Source organism: Staphylococcus sp. FSL W8-0304 (assembly GCF_038006565.1).
GTDB lineage: Bacteria > Bacillota > Bacilli > Staphylococcales > Staphylococcaceae > Staphylococcus > Staphylococcus epidermidis.
Genome location: NZ_JBBOVL010000001.1, coordinates 1652113 through 1668558 on the forward strand (window position 1 = coordinate 1652113; position 16446 = coordinate 1668558).

The 16446-nt window shown below is 32.0% G+C and carries 11 protein-coding genes; 2 read left to right on the forward strand and 9 right to left on the reverse strand.

Annotated elements, in window-relative coordinates:
* Positions 1–55: 55 nt before the first annotated feature.
* The 9 genes from hslV to ylqF all read right to left on the reverse strand — a co-directional run bounded on the left by hslV (position 56) and on the right by ylqF (position 10820).
* The gene (gene hslV / locus NST35_RS07760) at positions 56–598 is read right to left on the reverse strand and encodes an ATP-dependent protease subunit HslV (protein ID WP_002446288.1); all 543 of its coding nucleotides are present in this window, start codon (positions 596–598) and stop codon (positions 56–58) included.
* A 3-nt stretch (positions 599–601) separates the two neighbouring features.
* Complete coding sequence (gene xerC / locus NST35_RS07765; protein ID WP_002439503.1) at positions 602–1462, reverse strand: tyrosine recombinase XerC; 861 nt, start codon at positions 1460–1462, stop codon at positions 602–604.
* A gap of 254 nt (positions 1463–1716) precedes the next feature.
* On the reverse strand, positions 1717–3024 hold the full coding sequence (gene trmFO / locus NST35_RS07770; RefSeq protein WP_001832560.1) for an FADH(2)-oxidizing methylenetetrahydrofolate--tRNA-(uracil(54)-C(5))-methyltransferase TrmFO: 1308 nt from the start codon (positions 3022–3024) through the stop codon (positions 1717–1719).
* Positions 3025–3048: 24 nt separating this feature from the next.
* Positions 3049–5118: a type I DNA topoisomerase gene (gene topA / locus NST35_RS07775; RefSeq protein WP_340747291.1), complete on the reverse strand. Its 2070-nt coding sequence runs from the start codon at positions 5116–5118 to the stop codon at positions 3049–3051.
* Between the two features lie 182 nt (positions 5119–5300).
* Positions 5301–6173: a DNA-processing protein DprA gene (gene dprA, locus NST35_RS07780; protein ID WP_001829468.1), complete on the reverse strand. Its 873-nt coding sequence runs from the start codon at positions 6171–6173 to the stop codon at positions 5301–5303.
* 804 nt (positions 6174–6977) lie between these two features.
* Positions 6978–7886, reverse strand: coding sequence for a succinate--CoA ligase subunit alpha (gene sucD / locus NST35_RS07790; protein WP_002446283.1), 909 nt, complete (start codon positions 7884–7886; stop codon positions 6978–6980).
* 21 nt (positions 7887–7907) lie between these two features.
* The gene (gene sucC / locus NST35_RS07795; RefSeq protein WP_002439496.1) at positions 7908–9074 is read right to left on the reverse strand and encodes an ADP-forming succinate--CoA ligase subunit beta; all 1167 of its coding nucleotides are present in this window, start codon (positions 9072–9074) and stop codon (positions 7908–7910) included.
* A 107-nt stretch (positions 9075–9181) separates the two neighbouring features.
* Positions 9182–9952, reverse strand: a complete 771-nt coding sequence (locus tag NST35_RS07800; protein ID WP_340747292.1) for a ribonuclease HII — start codon at positions 9950–9952, stop codon at positions 9182–9184.
* Between the two features lie 4 nt (positions 9953–9956).
* Positions 9957–10820, reverse strand: coding sequence for a ribosome biogenesis GTPase YlqF (gene ylqF / locus NST35_RS07805; protein ID WP_002468554.1), 864 nt, complete (start codon positions 10818–10820; stop codon positions 9957–9959).
* Between the two features lie 328 nt (positions 10821–11148).
* Here ylqF and NST35_RS07810 point away from each other — a divergent pair, with 328 nt between their 5' ends.
* Entirely contained in the window at positions 11149–13749 is a 2601-nt protein-coding gene (locus tag NST35_RS07810) for a YfhO family protein (protein WP_010959172.1), read from the forward strand.
* Positions 13742–16345 carry a YfhO family protein gene (locus NST35_RS07815; protein WP_340747293.1) on the forward strand — a complete coding sequence of 868 codons (2604 nt, stop codon included), beginning with the start codon at positions 13742–13744 and terminating at the stop codon, positions 16343–16345. The genes NST35_RS07810 and NST35_RS07815 overlap by 8 nt, the downstream gene beginning before the upstream one ends.
* Positions 16346–16446 lie beyond the last annotated feature (101 nt).

The following is a 16446-nucleotide window of genomic DNA, read 5'->3' on the forward strand; positions in this document are numbered from 1 at the left end:
CATATTGCTACTTTGTTTTATGAGATTCATTTCCTTAATTTGAGCAATGCTGTTTTTAAAGCGTTTCTACAATTATATTATCATTTGTAAACACACAAATATCAGCTGCAACTTTTAAACTTTCGTATGCCATTTCACTAGCAGAAAGTTGTGTTGCATGTCTTTTTAAAGCTCGACCTGCGCTAAGTGCGTAGTTACCACCTGACCCAATGGCAATTAAATCATCATCAGGTGCAATAACTTCACCTGTACCACTAACAATAAGTATGGCATCTTTATCCATTACGATAAGCATCGCCTCTAGTTGTCGTAATTGTTTATCTCCACGCCATTCTTGTGCTAGTTCAACAGCTGCGCGCTCTAAATTACCACTAAATTGCTGAAGTTTTGTTTCAAATTTTTCAAAAAGTGTGAAGGCATCAGCAACACTACCAGCAAAACCAGCCAATACTTTTCCTTCGTATAAACGTCTCACTTTTCTCGCAGTTTGTTTCATAATAACTTGTTGACCTAATGTGACTTGACCATCACCAGCCATAGCTGCTTCACCATTATGGCGTACAGCGTAAATTGTTGTAGCGTGTAAAGAATTATCCATAAATTACTCTCCTTTTTTTGCTCGAGGATGTGCGTTTAAATACACCTTTCTCAATTGTTGATTCGAAACATGTGTATAACGTCCAGTGGTCGATAAATTGACGTGACCAAGTAAAGACTGTACAGTCCTTAAATCAGCACCTTGATTTAATAAATGTGTAGCAAAAGTATGTCTTAATTTATGAGGATGTATGTCATTGACCCCAGCGGTTCTTTTAACGACATCATTAAGTACATACCTTACTCCTCTTTCGGTGATAGGATCACCTTTCATATTTACAATTAAATAATCATGATTAGCTAATTGTTTAGGTTGAAATTCTTCTAAGTATCTTTCTATACTCTGTCTACAGAACTCTCCAAAAGGGATAAACCTTTCCTTATTTCCTTTACCTAAAACTTTTACACCTGGTAAGTTCATATCTATATCTTTTAGTTTAATATTTATTAATTCAGACACACGTATTCCTGTTGCATATAACAATTCAATAATAACTTTGTCTCGTATGCCTTTTTTATTATCATGCTCTACAGTTTGAAAAAGTGCTTCCATTTCTTCTTCATAAAAGAATTGAGGTAAATACTTCTCTTTTTTAGGATGCACTAGTTGAACAAAGGGATTAATAATTGAATTATCTTGAGTCATCCAAAATTCATAGAAGGTACGTAAAGTTGATATCTTTCTTGACACCGTAGTTCTTTTTAATTGATTAGAATATAAAAAAGCCAAATAGTTTCTAGCATCTTTATATTCAAAAGTCTCAAGTTGTAAATGTTCTCTTTCTAAAAAGTTGTTAAATTGAACTAAATCATCATGATAAGATTTTAACGTATACTCTGAAAAGTTTCTTTCAACCTTTAACATATATAAAAATGTTTCTTGGATTTTATCCAAAATCAATCCCCTCCATCATATTGCATTGTAGCATATGTGTAAAAACGCATACAATAATTTGATAATCAATTCAAAATCTTTAGAGAATTAATTTCAAACTTTATCCAAAATTAGTCATAATTTTCTCTAACTCACTTGTCTTACTTAATTTAAGTTAGTTTTAAATAATATTCATCACAAAAAAACCAGGTAGTTACCCACTACCTAGTTAACCTATTTGTAAATTACAGCGTTTGTTTGTAATTATCTAAATACTCTAACGCTCTTTTGGCTTGTGTTTCATATCTTTCTTTTTTATCTTTAATACGTTTTTCGAGAGATGGTAAAAGACCAAAATTGGCATTCATAGGTTGAAAATTCTTCTCATTTTTGGCATGTGATATGTAGTAAGCCATACTACCTATCATTGTCTCTCTAGGGAAAATAACTTCCCCTTTGTCTAAAATTTTATGCGCAAGATTAATACCTGCAACTAATCCACTGGCAGCACTTTCAACATAACCTTCAACGCCAGTCATTTGTCCAGCAAAATATAAATTATCATGTCCTTTTAATTCATATTTTTCGTTTAAAACATCAGGTGAATTAATAAAGGTATTTCGGTGCATCACACCATATCTTACAATATCAACATTTTCTAATCCTGGAATTAAACGAATGACTTCTTTTTGCGCACCCCATTTTAAATGTGTTTGAAAGCCAACAATATTATATAATGTTCCAGCTGCATCATCTTGTCTTAATTGAACAACTGCATAAGGGCGTTTCCCAGTCTTAGGATCTTCAAGTCCAACAGGTTTCATCGGACCAAATAACAAAGTTTTTCGCCCTCTTTCAGCCATGACTTCAAAAGGCATACACCCTTCAAAATATTTTTCTTTTTCAAACTCATTGACTGGTGCAACTTCAGCTTCTAATACTGCATCATAAAACCGGTTAAACTCTTCTTCAGTCATAGGACAATTAAGATACGCTGCTTCACCTTTATCATAACGTGATTTCAAATATACTTTATCCATATTAATTGAATCTTTTTCTATTATTGGTGCGGCAGCATCGTAAAAATACAATTGATCTTTACCAGTAATATCAACAATTTCTTGAGCTAAATGCTCAGTAGTTAGAGGGCCAGTTGCAATAATCGTATAACCTTCTGGTATATGATTAACTTCTTCATTTAATACAGTGATGTTAGGGTGGTTTCTTAAGGTATCTGTAATATAGCCAGCAAAATCATGTCTATCCACTGCTAAAGCACCACCCGCTGGCACACGTGCTTTATCTGCTGATGTGATAATTAACGAGTCTAAATGTCTCATTTCCTCTTTAAGAACACCAACAGCATTTGTAAGTGCATTACCTCTCAATGAATTTGAACATACCAATTCAGCAAATTTATCTGTATGGTGCGCCGGTGTCTGTTTAACTGGACGCATCTCAATTAAATTCACTTTAATTCCACGTTGAGCTAATTGATATGCAGCTTCAGAGCCAGCTAAACCAGCTCCTACAACGTTTACTTTTTGCGTCATTTTGCCCCTCCTAAAATCACTCATCTATTTTTGAACTTCTTCTTCATAATCACAGTTGGAGCACACAACTTGACTACTTTTACCTTTTTTCTTGTTCACAAGGTAATGATGACACTTAGGACAATCTCTTCCAACAGGTTTATCCCAAGAAATAAAATCACATTCTGGATATCTAGAACAACCATAGAAAATTCTATTTTTCTTTGATTTACGTTCTACGACATCTCCTTCATTACACTTCGGACATGTGACACCAATCGTTTTGACAATTGCTTTGGTGTTACGACAGTCCGGAAAGTTCGAACATGCCATAAACTTACCATATCTTCCCATTTTAATAACCATTGGAGAACCACAGACTTCACAATCTTCACCAGCTGGCTCGTCTTTAATCTCAATCTTTTCCATTTCAGATTCTGCGCGTTCAACATCTTGTTTAAAACTGTTGTAGAAGTCTCCTATTACTTTACGCCAATTCATGTCACCTTCGGCAATTTTATCAAGTAATGTTTCCATGTTTACAGTGAATTCTACATCAATAATTTCTGGGAAGTATTCTTTAACTTGCTCATAAACAATTTCTCCTAATTCAGTTGGGATGAAGCGTTTACTTTCTAACTTGACGTAGTTCCGCTTTTGAATCGTATCAATGGTTGGAGCATATGTTGAAGGTCTTCCAATTTTAAGTTCCTCAAGCGTTTTAACTAAACGCGCCTCAGTATAACGAGGAGGAGGTTGTGTAAAGTGTTGTGCCGGTTCAATCTTTGTCGCAGTTACCTTATCTCCTTTATCTAGTTGAGGAAGCTTATTTTCTTTATCATTCTCTTTATCATCTTTTGCTTCTACATATAGTGTCATAAAACCTTTAAATTTAATAGTTTGACCATTAGCTCTAAATTTAATGTCGTTTTGAGTTACATCTAAAGCTACTGTATCCAAAATAGCTGGAGCCATCTGACTTGCTACAAATCTTTCCCAAATTAATTTGTATAGACGGTGTTGATCTCTAGTAAGAAAAGCTTTCATGTCATCAGGAGTTCGCATTGTACTAGTAGGTCTAATAGCTTCGTGAGCATCTTGATCGCCCTGTTTACCCGATGATTTACGCTGAGACACGTACTGTTCACCATATTTATCATTTATATATTGCTGCGCTTCTGATTTTGCAGAAGTTGATATACGAGTAGAATCGGTACGCATATACGTAATTAAACCTACTGTACCTTGACGCTTTAAGTCAATACCTTCGTATAATTGTTGTGCTAACATCATTGTCTTGCGTGCTTTAAAATTTAGTTTACGTGCAGCTTCTTGTTGTAAGGTTGATGTAGTAAATGGATGAGCAGGATAACGTGTTTTTTCTTTACGATTCACATTTGTGATTTCAAATTGATCACCATTTAATGCTTCAGTAATCCTTTGAACATCGTCTTTGTTGTTTAGCTTATAAGGTTTATTTTTATAGTGTAGAAATTTAGCTGTAAATTTAGATTTCTTGTATCTAAATTCACCTTCAATGGACCAATACTCTTCAGGTTTAAAATTACGAATTTCATTTTCACGATCAATGACTAAACGTAAAGCAACTGACTGAACTCTCCCAGCAGACAGCCCTTTTTTAACTTTCTTCCATAATACTGGAGAAATATTATAACCAACGAGTCTATCTAAAATACGACGTGCTTGTTGCGCCTCAACTAAATCCATTTCAATACCACGAGGATGCTTAAAACTATCTTTAACAGCATCTTTTGTAATTTCATTAAATACTACTCTATTTTCTTTGCTATCTTCTAATTCTAAAATTTTTGATAAATGCCAAGCAATCGCTTCACCTTCACGGTCAGGGTCACTAGCTAAAAATATTTTTTTTGCTTTTTTCGCATGTTTTTTTAAATCTTTAACTACAGGACCTTTGCCACGAATTGTAATATATTTTGGTTCATAGTTATCTTCAGTGTCGACACCCATTTGACTTCTTGGTAAGTCACGAACATGTCCCATTGAAGCAATAACTTTATATCTTTTGCCTAAATATTTTTCAATGGTTTTAGCTTTTGCAGGCGATTCAACAATGACTAAATTATCTGCCAAAGTTTATTCCCCCTTGCAAATTGAATTACTAAAGATAAATGATAAACGGTTAATTTTGTATTTGTCAACGTTTTAATTTTTAATTTCCAATTTTGTAAGAATTGTTATTATTTTTGATTCATTAAACTTTAACTAAATTAAAGGATATAAATAATTAATTCAGAAAGTAAATCTATCATTTACTAAAATAGATAATCATATAATATACTACTTTCATCTATAACAACTTGAGCACCTTCATTTATCCTTCTTAAATTACCTTTAGTCATTTTGTTGAACATTGAACCAGGTAGAACATAAACATTTCTATTTTGCTCTAAAGCACAATCGATAGTGATTTGACTACCACTTCTTTCTTCAGCCTCAGTTATAAGTACCCCTCTGGACAGACCACTTATAAGCCTGTTTCTTTCAGGAAATTTATGCTTACTTATAGGAGAAAATGGTGGATATTCACTTATCACTAAGCCATTCCTTTCAACTTTAGTTCTTAAATTTAAGGTTGCTTTAGGATAATGATAACAATGGCCAAATCCAAGTACGCCAATAGTTGGTAATAGGTATTTAAGTGCGGTTTGATGTGCTACACTATCTGCACCGCGCGCTAATCCAGAAACAATCGCCATATTTAATTGTCTAAATGAAGGAAAAAGATAGTTTAAAGATTGACTTGTATATTGTGTGGCATTACGTGAGCCAATTACAGCTAAAGAGTGAGAATGATTAAAGAACTGTGGATTTCCTTTGTAGAATATCACATAAGGATAATCATACATTTCTTTGCAAAGAGAAGGGTAGTTATCATCAAAGTATGTTGTAAAACTAACATTTGCTTTTTTCATTTCTTTAATAATGTCCATCAGCTTTAATTCTTTGAAACGTTCATATTTGTTCCATAGCCTTTCAGAATTACGCTCTGTAAGCCACCTTTTTATCATGTCATGTTGATGAAATACGTTTTCTGATAGAAAGTCAGGATATGTACTTGTAAGATGATGAAGTTGTGCCGTAGTGAAATTTGCCCAATATAGTTTTAACATCGTATGTTGTATCAATTATCATTACTCCTTTGTCCTTATTATACCTTCAAATTCAAATATTTTAGTTTACTGTTTAAAGACATTTATTTTTTAAATATCATGTATTTGTAAGGAGTAATTTAATGACAAAGGTTTAATGTGTCATAGTGTATTGTAAAATTGTCGAATTTCATGTTTCTACTATTATATATAAATCAACGTATCAAAAAAAGATAACTAATTTTTTTAAATAAAATCATGCTAATACTTAATCCATTATTTTGATTTTTATTTAAATCAACCTACCTGGTTCCTCACCAAATTCTCTGCACTAAAATTTTCCGTTACCATTCTGTTCCCATATTTATATTTTCAATTGAAATATCTATCAAAAATTAAACTATTCTTCTATTTAAGTATTCAACAAATGATGATACACCTATATGGGATGGAATACTTACCAACATATGTATATACCTTTGCTTCAATTATTTTACAATTTTCCACTCACATCATTGACACAAGGGATTTCTTATACCTTATTTCTTTTCCATATATCACTAGCCTGCTATATCTGGGCTCAAAAACAATGTGCTACTTACAATTTCATTATGTATGTGCTAAACTGTTTGTGTCGGATGACATTAAAAAGCATCTCTTCGTGTTGAATATTTTGGTTGGCTGACCGATGTATATTCTAGCATATAGAGATGCTTTTTTTAGATAAAGCTAAACTTTTGTGAATCATACGCATAACGTATGGTGTTCTTTATACAAAAAACAACGAACCTGAACAAAGGTTTAATGTTCAAGGTTCGTTGAAATCAATACTAATATATATTATTTTTTAATAGTTAATAACTCTTCATAAATGCCTGCTTTTTTAGCTGCATCAATAAGGGTTGTTCCTATTTCAGAAGGTGTATCTGCAGTTTCAACACCACAATCGTTTAATGTTTTAATCTTTTCAGATGCTGTACCCTTACCTCCTGAAATAATAGCTCCAGCATGACCCATACGTTTACCTGGAGGTGCTGTCTGACCGCCGATAAAACCTACTACAGGTTTGTTCATATTTTCTTTAATCCATTGTGCCGCTTCTTCTTCTGCGGTACCACCAATTTCTCCAATCATTACAACGGCTTTAGTTTCAGAATCTTCATTGAACGCCTTTAAAACATCAATAAAGTTAGTCCCATTTACTGGATCACCGCCGATACCTACAGCAGTTGTTTGACCGATACCTTCTTCAGTTAATTGATGCACTGCCTCATACGTTAATGTACCAGAACGAGACACGACACCGACATGGCCTTTTTTATGGATATATCCCGGCATAATACCGATTTTACACTCGTCGGCAGTTATCACACCAGGACAGTTTGGTCCTACTAAACGTGTTTTACGACCTTGTAAATATCTTTTTACTTTAACCATATCAACAACAGGTATATGTTCAGTAATACAAATAACCATGTCTAAATCGGCATCAGCTGCTTCAATAATTGAATCAGCAGCGAATGGTGCTGGTACGTATACAACAGATACATTAGCTCCTGTTTCATTTTTAGCTTCTTCAACAGTGTTATATACTGGAACACCTTCTACAACTTGTCCACCTTTACCAGGTGTTACCCCTGCAACAATTTGTGTCCCATAATCAAGCATTTGTTTTGTATGGAAAAGGGCAGTAGACCCTGTGATACCTTGTACCATTACTTTCGTATTTTTATCAATAAATACACTCATCTTAGTGCTCCCATCCTTTCCTTATGCTTCTTTAACAAGTTTCACAATTTTTTGAGCACCTTCAGCCATAGTTGCTGCTGGCTCAATAGCTAAACCTGATTCGTTTAATATTGCTTTACCACGTTCGACATTAGTTCCTTCTAAACGAACAACTAATGGTAATGTTAGTTCAACTTCTTTAACCGCTGCTACAATACCTTCGGCAATAACATCACATTTCATAATTCCACCAAAAATATTTACAAAGATACCTTTAACATTGTCATCACCTAAAATAATTTTAAATGCTTCAGTTACCTTTTCTTTTGTAGCACCGCCACCTACATCTAAGAAGTTGGCTGGATTTCCACCAAAATGATTAATTGTATCCATAGTTGCCATGGCTAAACCTGCGCCATTAACCATACAACCAATATCTCCATCTAAAGCGATGTATGATAAATCATATTTAGAAGCTTCTATTTCCTTAGGATCTTCTTCTTCTAAATCTCGTAATTCTAAAATATCTTTATGTCTAAATAATGCATTATCATCAAAGTTTAATTTAGCATCTAAAGCCAATACCTGACCGTCTCCAGTTGTAACAAGTGGGTTAATTTCAACAATAGAACAATCTTTTTCGATAAAGACATTATATAGTGCTAATAAAAATTTAGTTGCTTTTCCAACTGATTCTTTTGGAATGTTAATATTAAAAGCGATACGTCGCGCTTGGTAAGGTGATAATCCTACTACTGGATCAATTGTTTCTTTGAAAATCTTTTCAGGTGTTTGAGCTGCAACCTCTTCAATTTCAGTTCCACCTTCTTCTGATGCCATCAAAGTCACTTTATCAGTAGCACGATCAATAACAAAACCAACATAATATTCTTTTTGGATATCGCATCCTTCTTCGATATATAAACGTTTGACCTCTTTGCCCTCTGGCCCAGTTTGATGTGTGACCAATTGTTTACCTAGCAGTTCATTTGCGTACGTTTCGACTTCAGATAATGATTTAGCAATTTTCACGCCGCCTGCTTTACCTCTACCCCCAGCGTGAATTTGCGCTTTAACCACATATACGTCTGAATTTAATTCTTTCGCTTTTTCCACTGCTTCTTCAGCAGTAAATGCTACTCGTCCCTCTGGAACTGCAACGCCCATTGAACGAAATATTTCTTTCCCTTGATACTCGTGGATATTCATCTTCCATCCTCCTGTTTCTTAGGTTAAGTTGCCCTTTAATTATAAAAAATGTAAGCGCTATTGTAAACTGATTGACAGTATTTATTGCAATTTAAGCAAAATTCAAATTATTTCATCATTGATTTAATTGGTTCAAATGATTGACGATGTTCATTGATTATGCCCACTTGATCAATAGCCTTTAAATGTTGCTTAGTTCCATAACCTGCATTTTTATCAAAACCATATTCTGGAAACTGTTTAGATAGTTGTCTCATATATTGATCACGGTATTCTTTAGTCATGATACTTGCTGCTGCGATAGACACACTTTTAGCATCACCTTTAATAATTGAGGTTTGTGGAATATCAATATCTAGTGTCATTGCGTCTATTAATAAATGTGTAGGTGTAACATCTAATTGATTTATAGCACGTAGCATAGCTAATTGAGTTGCCCGATAAATGTTCAATTCATCTATTTCAACTGAGGACGCTATGCCATATGCATATTGATAGACATTTTCTTTTAAATTTTGATTAAGTCGTGCTCTATTTTTGGGAGACACTTTTTTAGAGTCATCTAAACCAATATAATGATGATTCTTCTCTAAAATAACTGCACAAGCCACAACTGGTCCAGCCAAGGGCCCACGCCCTACCTCATCAATTCCACAAATTAATGCATCCCTGTTAGAGGACATAATGTTGTTTTCGTATTGATTCATGGATAAATAGTGCTCTTCTAATGCTTGTTGCTTAAGAATATTTTTTTCCCTAGACTTAATCGCATTTATAACACCTTTACGTGAATCATTATTTGCTTCATGTTTATGTAACTCTTCCAACGTTTCAATTCGAGATAGTTTTTCTTTGATTTCTTTAATTGTTAGAGACATACTATCATTCACTCTTCATTTCTTTTAAAATATCAAAACAATAAGTTCCAATTTTTGCATTTCTCATATCATTGATGATCAACTCAATGACAGATTCATAATCTACTTCATTTCCTTTTTGTAACAATCCCCTTCTTCTTCCAATTGCATCAAACCAATCGAGTATCTCAGCGTCTTCATGTGTATCAATATTATAATGTCTCTTTAAAGCTGAAACATCATGTTTAATCATAAAATTCAAACCATAAATAGCTACCTCATCTAAATGAACGATACTATCCTTAATTGCACCAGTTAAACTTAATTTTTTACCGACTTCTTCATCTTCGAATTTAGGCCATAAAATACCTGGTGTATCTAGTAATTGAAGAGACTTTCCAACTTTAATCCATTGTTGCTGTTTTGTTACTCCTGGTTTATTTCCAGTTTCGGCGATACTACGTTTTGCTAACTTATTGATAAGTGTTGATTTTCCTACATTAGGAATGCCTACAATCATAGCTCTTATCGCTCTAGGTTTTAAACCTTTAGCTTTTTCACGATCAAATTTTTCTTGAGTTGCTTTTATAGCTTCAACTTCAACATTTTTAAGATTCTTGCCATGTTTTGCATCTACAGCTACCGGATAGAAACCTTCATCTTTAAAATAAGTTTCCCATTTTTCTAATTCTTTTAAATTCGTCATATCTTTTTTATTTAAAATTACTACTCGAGGTTTTTGTTTAATGACATCATCAATCATAGGGTTTCTCGAACTGTATGGAATACGTGCATCGACGAGTTCAAAAACTACATCTACCTTTTTCAGTTGTTCACTAACTTGTCTTTTGGCTTTAGCCATATGACCTGGATACCATTGTATCGCCATGAGTCATCATCCTATTCTTATTATTTTCTTAAACTTTTATCTATAACTTCATAATTATACTTTATAATAGCTACCCCAACCACTTTAAGTTTAACACGTGCATCATTTAGTATAAAAATCATTTTTCTATTCATAAAAAATCTACGATGACTATTTGTAAACTTATTCAAAACTATTAAAATCAATTAACTTTATTAAATAACATTAAATTTAATGTAAATAGATTTAAATAATGCCACTAATACTTTCATTCATTGCCATAATAACCTACAATTTGACTAAGCTAACAAAATTTTTAGGTCAATATGATGCATTTTAGGAGAAGTAAATGAGAAGAAAAGCATGTTTCATTATATTATTAATTACATTATCATTAATTGGTCATAGTTATATTATTTTTCGCTTCCATCATGATGGTGTTCTTTCAACTGGCCCAAATGATGGTATGGAACAGATGATTCCTATTCAAATGTATCTTTATCATCAATGGACTCAAGGGAACTTATTTTATTCAACACATTTGGGTCTTGGCGGAGATTTTTTCACTGACTTAAGTTATTATTTTTCAACAAATTTAATATTTATTTTAAATGTCCCTATCATCAAATTATGTGAAATATTCTTTTCATTGAACACAAATCAAATTCTTCTTTGGATGTACAACGCACTAATTGTTTCAATTATTAAATCAACTATTGCTCTGTTTTGCACTTATTTATTTAGTTATTATATTTCTAAAAATAAAATAATCGGTTTATTGATTTCATTTATCTTTGTTATTTCACCTTTGTACTTTAGATTTACAATTTACTGGCCATTCTTTAGTGATACTTTCATTTGGTTACCACTCTTATTATTAGGGATTGAACGTTTATTAAGGGATTTTAAAGTAGGTTTATTTATACTAACTGTAAGTCTAATTCTAATTAATAACTTTTATTTTGCATATTATTTCCTCATTATTGGTATAGGTTATACCTTGATTAGAATTATTTACAGACATCCTAAAGATAGTTTAACTCGTTGGCAAGCTTCTCTTACAATTATATGTAGTGCTCTGCTCGCTTTAGGAAATAGTATGTTTGTGTTCTTTCATGGTGTTCAAAGTTTTCTTAATAATCGTCGACAATCATTTACAGGACAAGTGAATTGGATTGAACATTTAAATAAAGATACCAATATATTTTTCGATAATTACTTGATTGTTGTGATATTTTTATCTATTCAAGCTCTTTTGACAATCAAATTATACAAACATTTTTATTATAAATTATTTGCATTGTTATTATTGGCAACAATTATTTTTGCATTTCTCCCATTTGTTGACCAACTATTTAATGGGTTTTCAGCACCTCAAAAACGATGGCATTTTATCTTAGCTTTTAATAGTTCAATTTTAATTGGGTTATTTGTAAAATATTTTAAAACAATTCGACCAAAGACTTATATTTATACTAATCTGATAGCTCAAAGTGTCATCTACATAAGTTCAATTAGCTACAATACTTTTTTACCTTGGCTCTCTTTAGTTCCAGTAGTGTCAGTGATTGGACTATTAATTTTATTAATAAAAGAGAAAAAAGTACGTTATTATCTTACTTACCTTTATAGTATTTCAATCGCTGCTCTCAGTCTTATGATTACTTTCGTATTCATAAAAAATCAAATTTTCTTTCAAGATCATATCAATCGTGCGAACAAGCGATACATTAATTCAAGTTTCTATAGCTCGACTATACAAAGATCGTTAGTAAAAGAAATGAACCAAACTAAGAATGACGATCAACGAATAAATTGGCGTGTCGATGAACAAGATAATACCCCTATGTATCAAAATTTTAAAGGACTTAGTATTTACTCTAGTATATTTCATCACAACATTCTCGATTTCTATTATGATGCCTTAAAAATTAATTTAGCTGAAGAATCTGTCAGTCGATACCAGTCTACGAATGCTCGGCAAAATATCGAGAGTCTGTTTTCAGTAAAATATTTAATGATGAAAGATTATCAAAATTTTATTCCATCTTATTTTAAGAAAGTTAAGTCACGTGGACAATATATTATTTATAAAAATCAACTTCCACTACCAAGTGTAAAAGTAACACAAAACATTTATAATCATAAAAGTTTAAAAAAACCTATAGATAGAGAACATGCAATGATTAATGGTGCTATTGTGACATCAAAAGGTACAGCGTATCACTCAAAAGTTAAAAATTTGTTAGACCAAACACGTGTATCAACACAAAATATAACACGATATTCAAACAATGAACTAACCGTTAATAAAGAGAGCGGAATAATCAAATTACATTTACCTAAGAATATAAGAGACAAATACAAAGATTTTTATCTCACTATGAATATTAAACGAGGCGATCCTGACAGTAATTACACTGTGAGCATCAATCAATATCATAATCATCGTCTATACAATGATTCTATATATCGCACGGGAATAAGCAAAGTGCTTTATCGAAGTTTACCAGACAAAAATGGTGATATTACGATTCAACTATCACCAAAAGGTAAGTTCAATTTGGAACTGTTAGAATTAAACGGTGAAAATTATGATACGCTAAAACAAGCACACCATCATGCTAACTTTAATATGCGTTATAAAGATATAAAAAACGGGGTAAAAGTTAACTTAGATCACCATTCTAAAGGACTTGCAGTCATTAATATTCCATATCGTAAAGGTATGCGTGCATACGTGGATGACCGACAAAGCAATATCAAAAAGGTGAATTATATGATGACAGGTGTTCCGGTTAATAAAAATAATAAAACAATTACGATTCAATATCGACCACCTTTTCTAAAAACGATGTTTTCTATCTCAATATTTAGTATAGTGGTGAGTATTGTATTCATTAGATTAAAGAATATAAGGAAAAGAAAGATGAGGATTCGCCATGATTAAAAATATATGGAATAAACCTATGAAACGTTTTACACTAATCGTTTTAGTTAGTTGTATATTGTCATTTATTCTATATGGCCCTTTTCTCTATCAATTTATAACTAAAGGTATAGTATTTAGTGGTAGTGGAGATGGCTTCAGACAAATGATGCCTTTTCAAATGTACCTTTATGAACACTTCACATCATTAAAAGGATTTTATGATGCTTCATTTGGATTGGGAGGCGACTATGTTAAATCACTGGCATATTATTATTCACTATCTCCATTGATGTGGATCAACTTCTCTATGATATGGATATTAGAACAAACTATCAATGTGAATCCTCATGATATCAGTTTTTGGCCAATAAACCAATTAATCATGGCATATGTGCGCACTGTAATCACATTTATTTTTTCATTTTATTTATTTAATTATTTGCGACTTAAACCTGCACCATTGTTTATAGCAACTATATTATATGGTATGTCTACTGTTGTTACATATTATAATTTTACTTGGTCATTTTACGGCAATCTTTTAATTATGTTACCTATGTCAATTTGGGCTATAGAAAGATTCTTTAAAGAACGTAAAATAGGATGGTTTATTTTCGCGATTGCTTATACGTTATTCTCAAACTTTTATTTTAGTTACTATGAAGCAATTGTCATTGGTTTCTATTTTATTTATCGAGTCGCTATTCCTCATGAGACAGATATCGTGAATCGTTGGCAGAAATTTTACATACTCGTATGTGCCACTTTGTTAAGTGTATTAGTAAGTATTTACGGACTATATACTGGTGTATCTTCTTTTTTAGATAATGACCGAGCGCAAAATCCTAATTTCAAAATTACTTTTTTCACAAATTTATTTGAAACCAATTATAATATTTTTGCTGATGGCTTTTACATTACAATTTCTTTTATTGCTATCATTGCATTATTTTGTTTTAAATTATATCAACACTATTATTATAAATTGTTCGCAATTGCAACTTGGATCTTACTCATCGGTTCTTTTTTTCAATGGTTCGATAGTGCATTTAACGGCTTTTCATTGCCCCAAAGACGTTGGGTTTACTTCTTAGCATTATCAACAAGTGTATTAATTGCATTGTTTATACAACATTTAAGTGAAATATCAATTAAAGAATACACCTTTGTTGCTATACCAGTATTCATATACGGTTTCATATTTATCGCACTGTCGGAAAGATCAGTAAAGTGGATGTTTGTTGCATTGATTTTAATCATAGTGTTATTTATATTTATTAAATATAAATCGTTGTTAACACGTACCTCAATGATGGTATTACTCGTTGTCTTATTTTTAGCTCAACAAGTCTTAATGACTAATGATTCCAGAAAAATTACTATCGAACCTTATCAAACGACTATCAAAACAATTAATGATTCGAGCTATAGAAGCCCTGTCCTAAATAAAAAAATTAAGTATATGCATCAAAGCTCTACAGATCCATTGAAAAGATTAGATTATTTTTCATACTATGCATTAAACTCACCTTTGATATATCACTACAACGGCACATCATTGTATTCCAGTATTTTCGATGGAGATATATTGAAATACTATGACCAGACGTTACAAATTAATATGCCTGTAGATAAAAATAGTACTTATCGATATTTAAATAATCGTGCAAACTTAATGTCTCTTTGGGATGTTCAAGATCGATTACGACATCCTGATGATTTAAATATGCCTTATGGTTTTAAAAAGAAAGAACTTATAACTGATAAAAAAGATCAATGGATTCACTCTGTTAATACAATAAATTATCCTAGTGCACACATTACTAATAAAATTTATGATGCAAGAAAACTAAAATCTCCCCTTGATAGAGAGCAAGCTATGCTTAAAGGTGTCGTATTGAATCATAAATCCCAAGCCAATACTGATTTTAAACCTAATCCTAATTTACTTTCTAATGCAAAACAAAACTTAAATCATGCGAATTGGATTGATAGTAAACATTTAAAAGTTAAACAGAATAATGGTGGCGTCACTCTCAATTTACCACGCAATATAGTTAAAAATTATAAAGATATGTATATTGAAATGGATGTTGAATTACTATCTCCTGACAAAGAACATAAAGTAGGAGTTAATGAATATTCACAAGAAAGAAACCGTTTATCATACAAATATCGTCGTTTTGTTTCGCCAGTGACGATGCGTGCTAAAGCTTCAAATCAACTTAACATCAAGATGTCAAAAGGAGTTTATCGTTTTAAAGTAAAAGGAATTTATGGTGAAAACTATCAAACATTAAAAAAAGCTTCTCAACAGCTCCAGCCAGTTAAAGTAAAAAAAGAAAGAAATGGTTTCACAATTATTAAAAAGAAAAAGGACCACGGTTATCTCGTCTTGCCAATGGTATATGCTAAAGGAATGCATGCAATGGCAAATGGAAAGCCTCTAAAGGTTCAACAAGGAAACGGTATTATGACTACTATTCCTGTAAAAGAGGGACAAACAAAGATAAAATTAAGTTATACCCCTCCTTATTTTTATTTATTAATCACTGTCAGTTGTATTGGAATCATTTTGAGCATTCTTTTCACTCATTACGTAAAAAGAAAATAAATTAATTATTAATGATTTTCATAACTAAATAGTTTTAATAAAATAAAAAAGCTTTCAAACTCTGATAAAACAGAAGTTTGAAAGCTTTATTTTCATTGTGG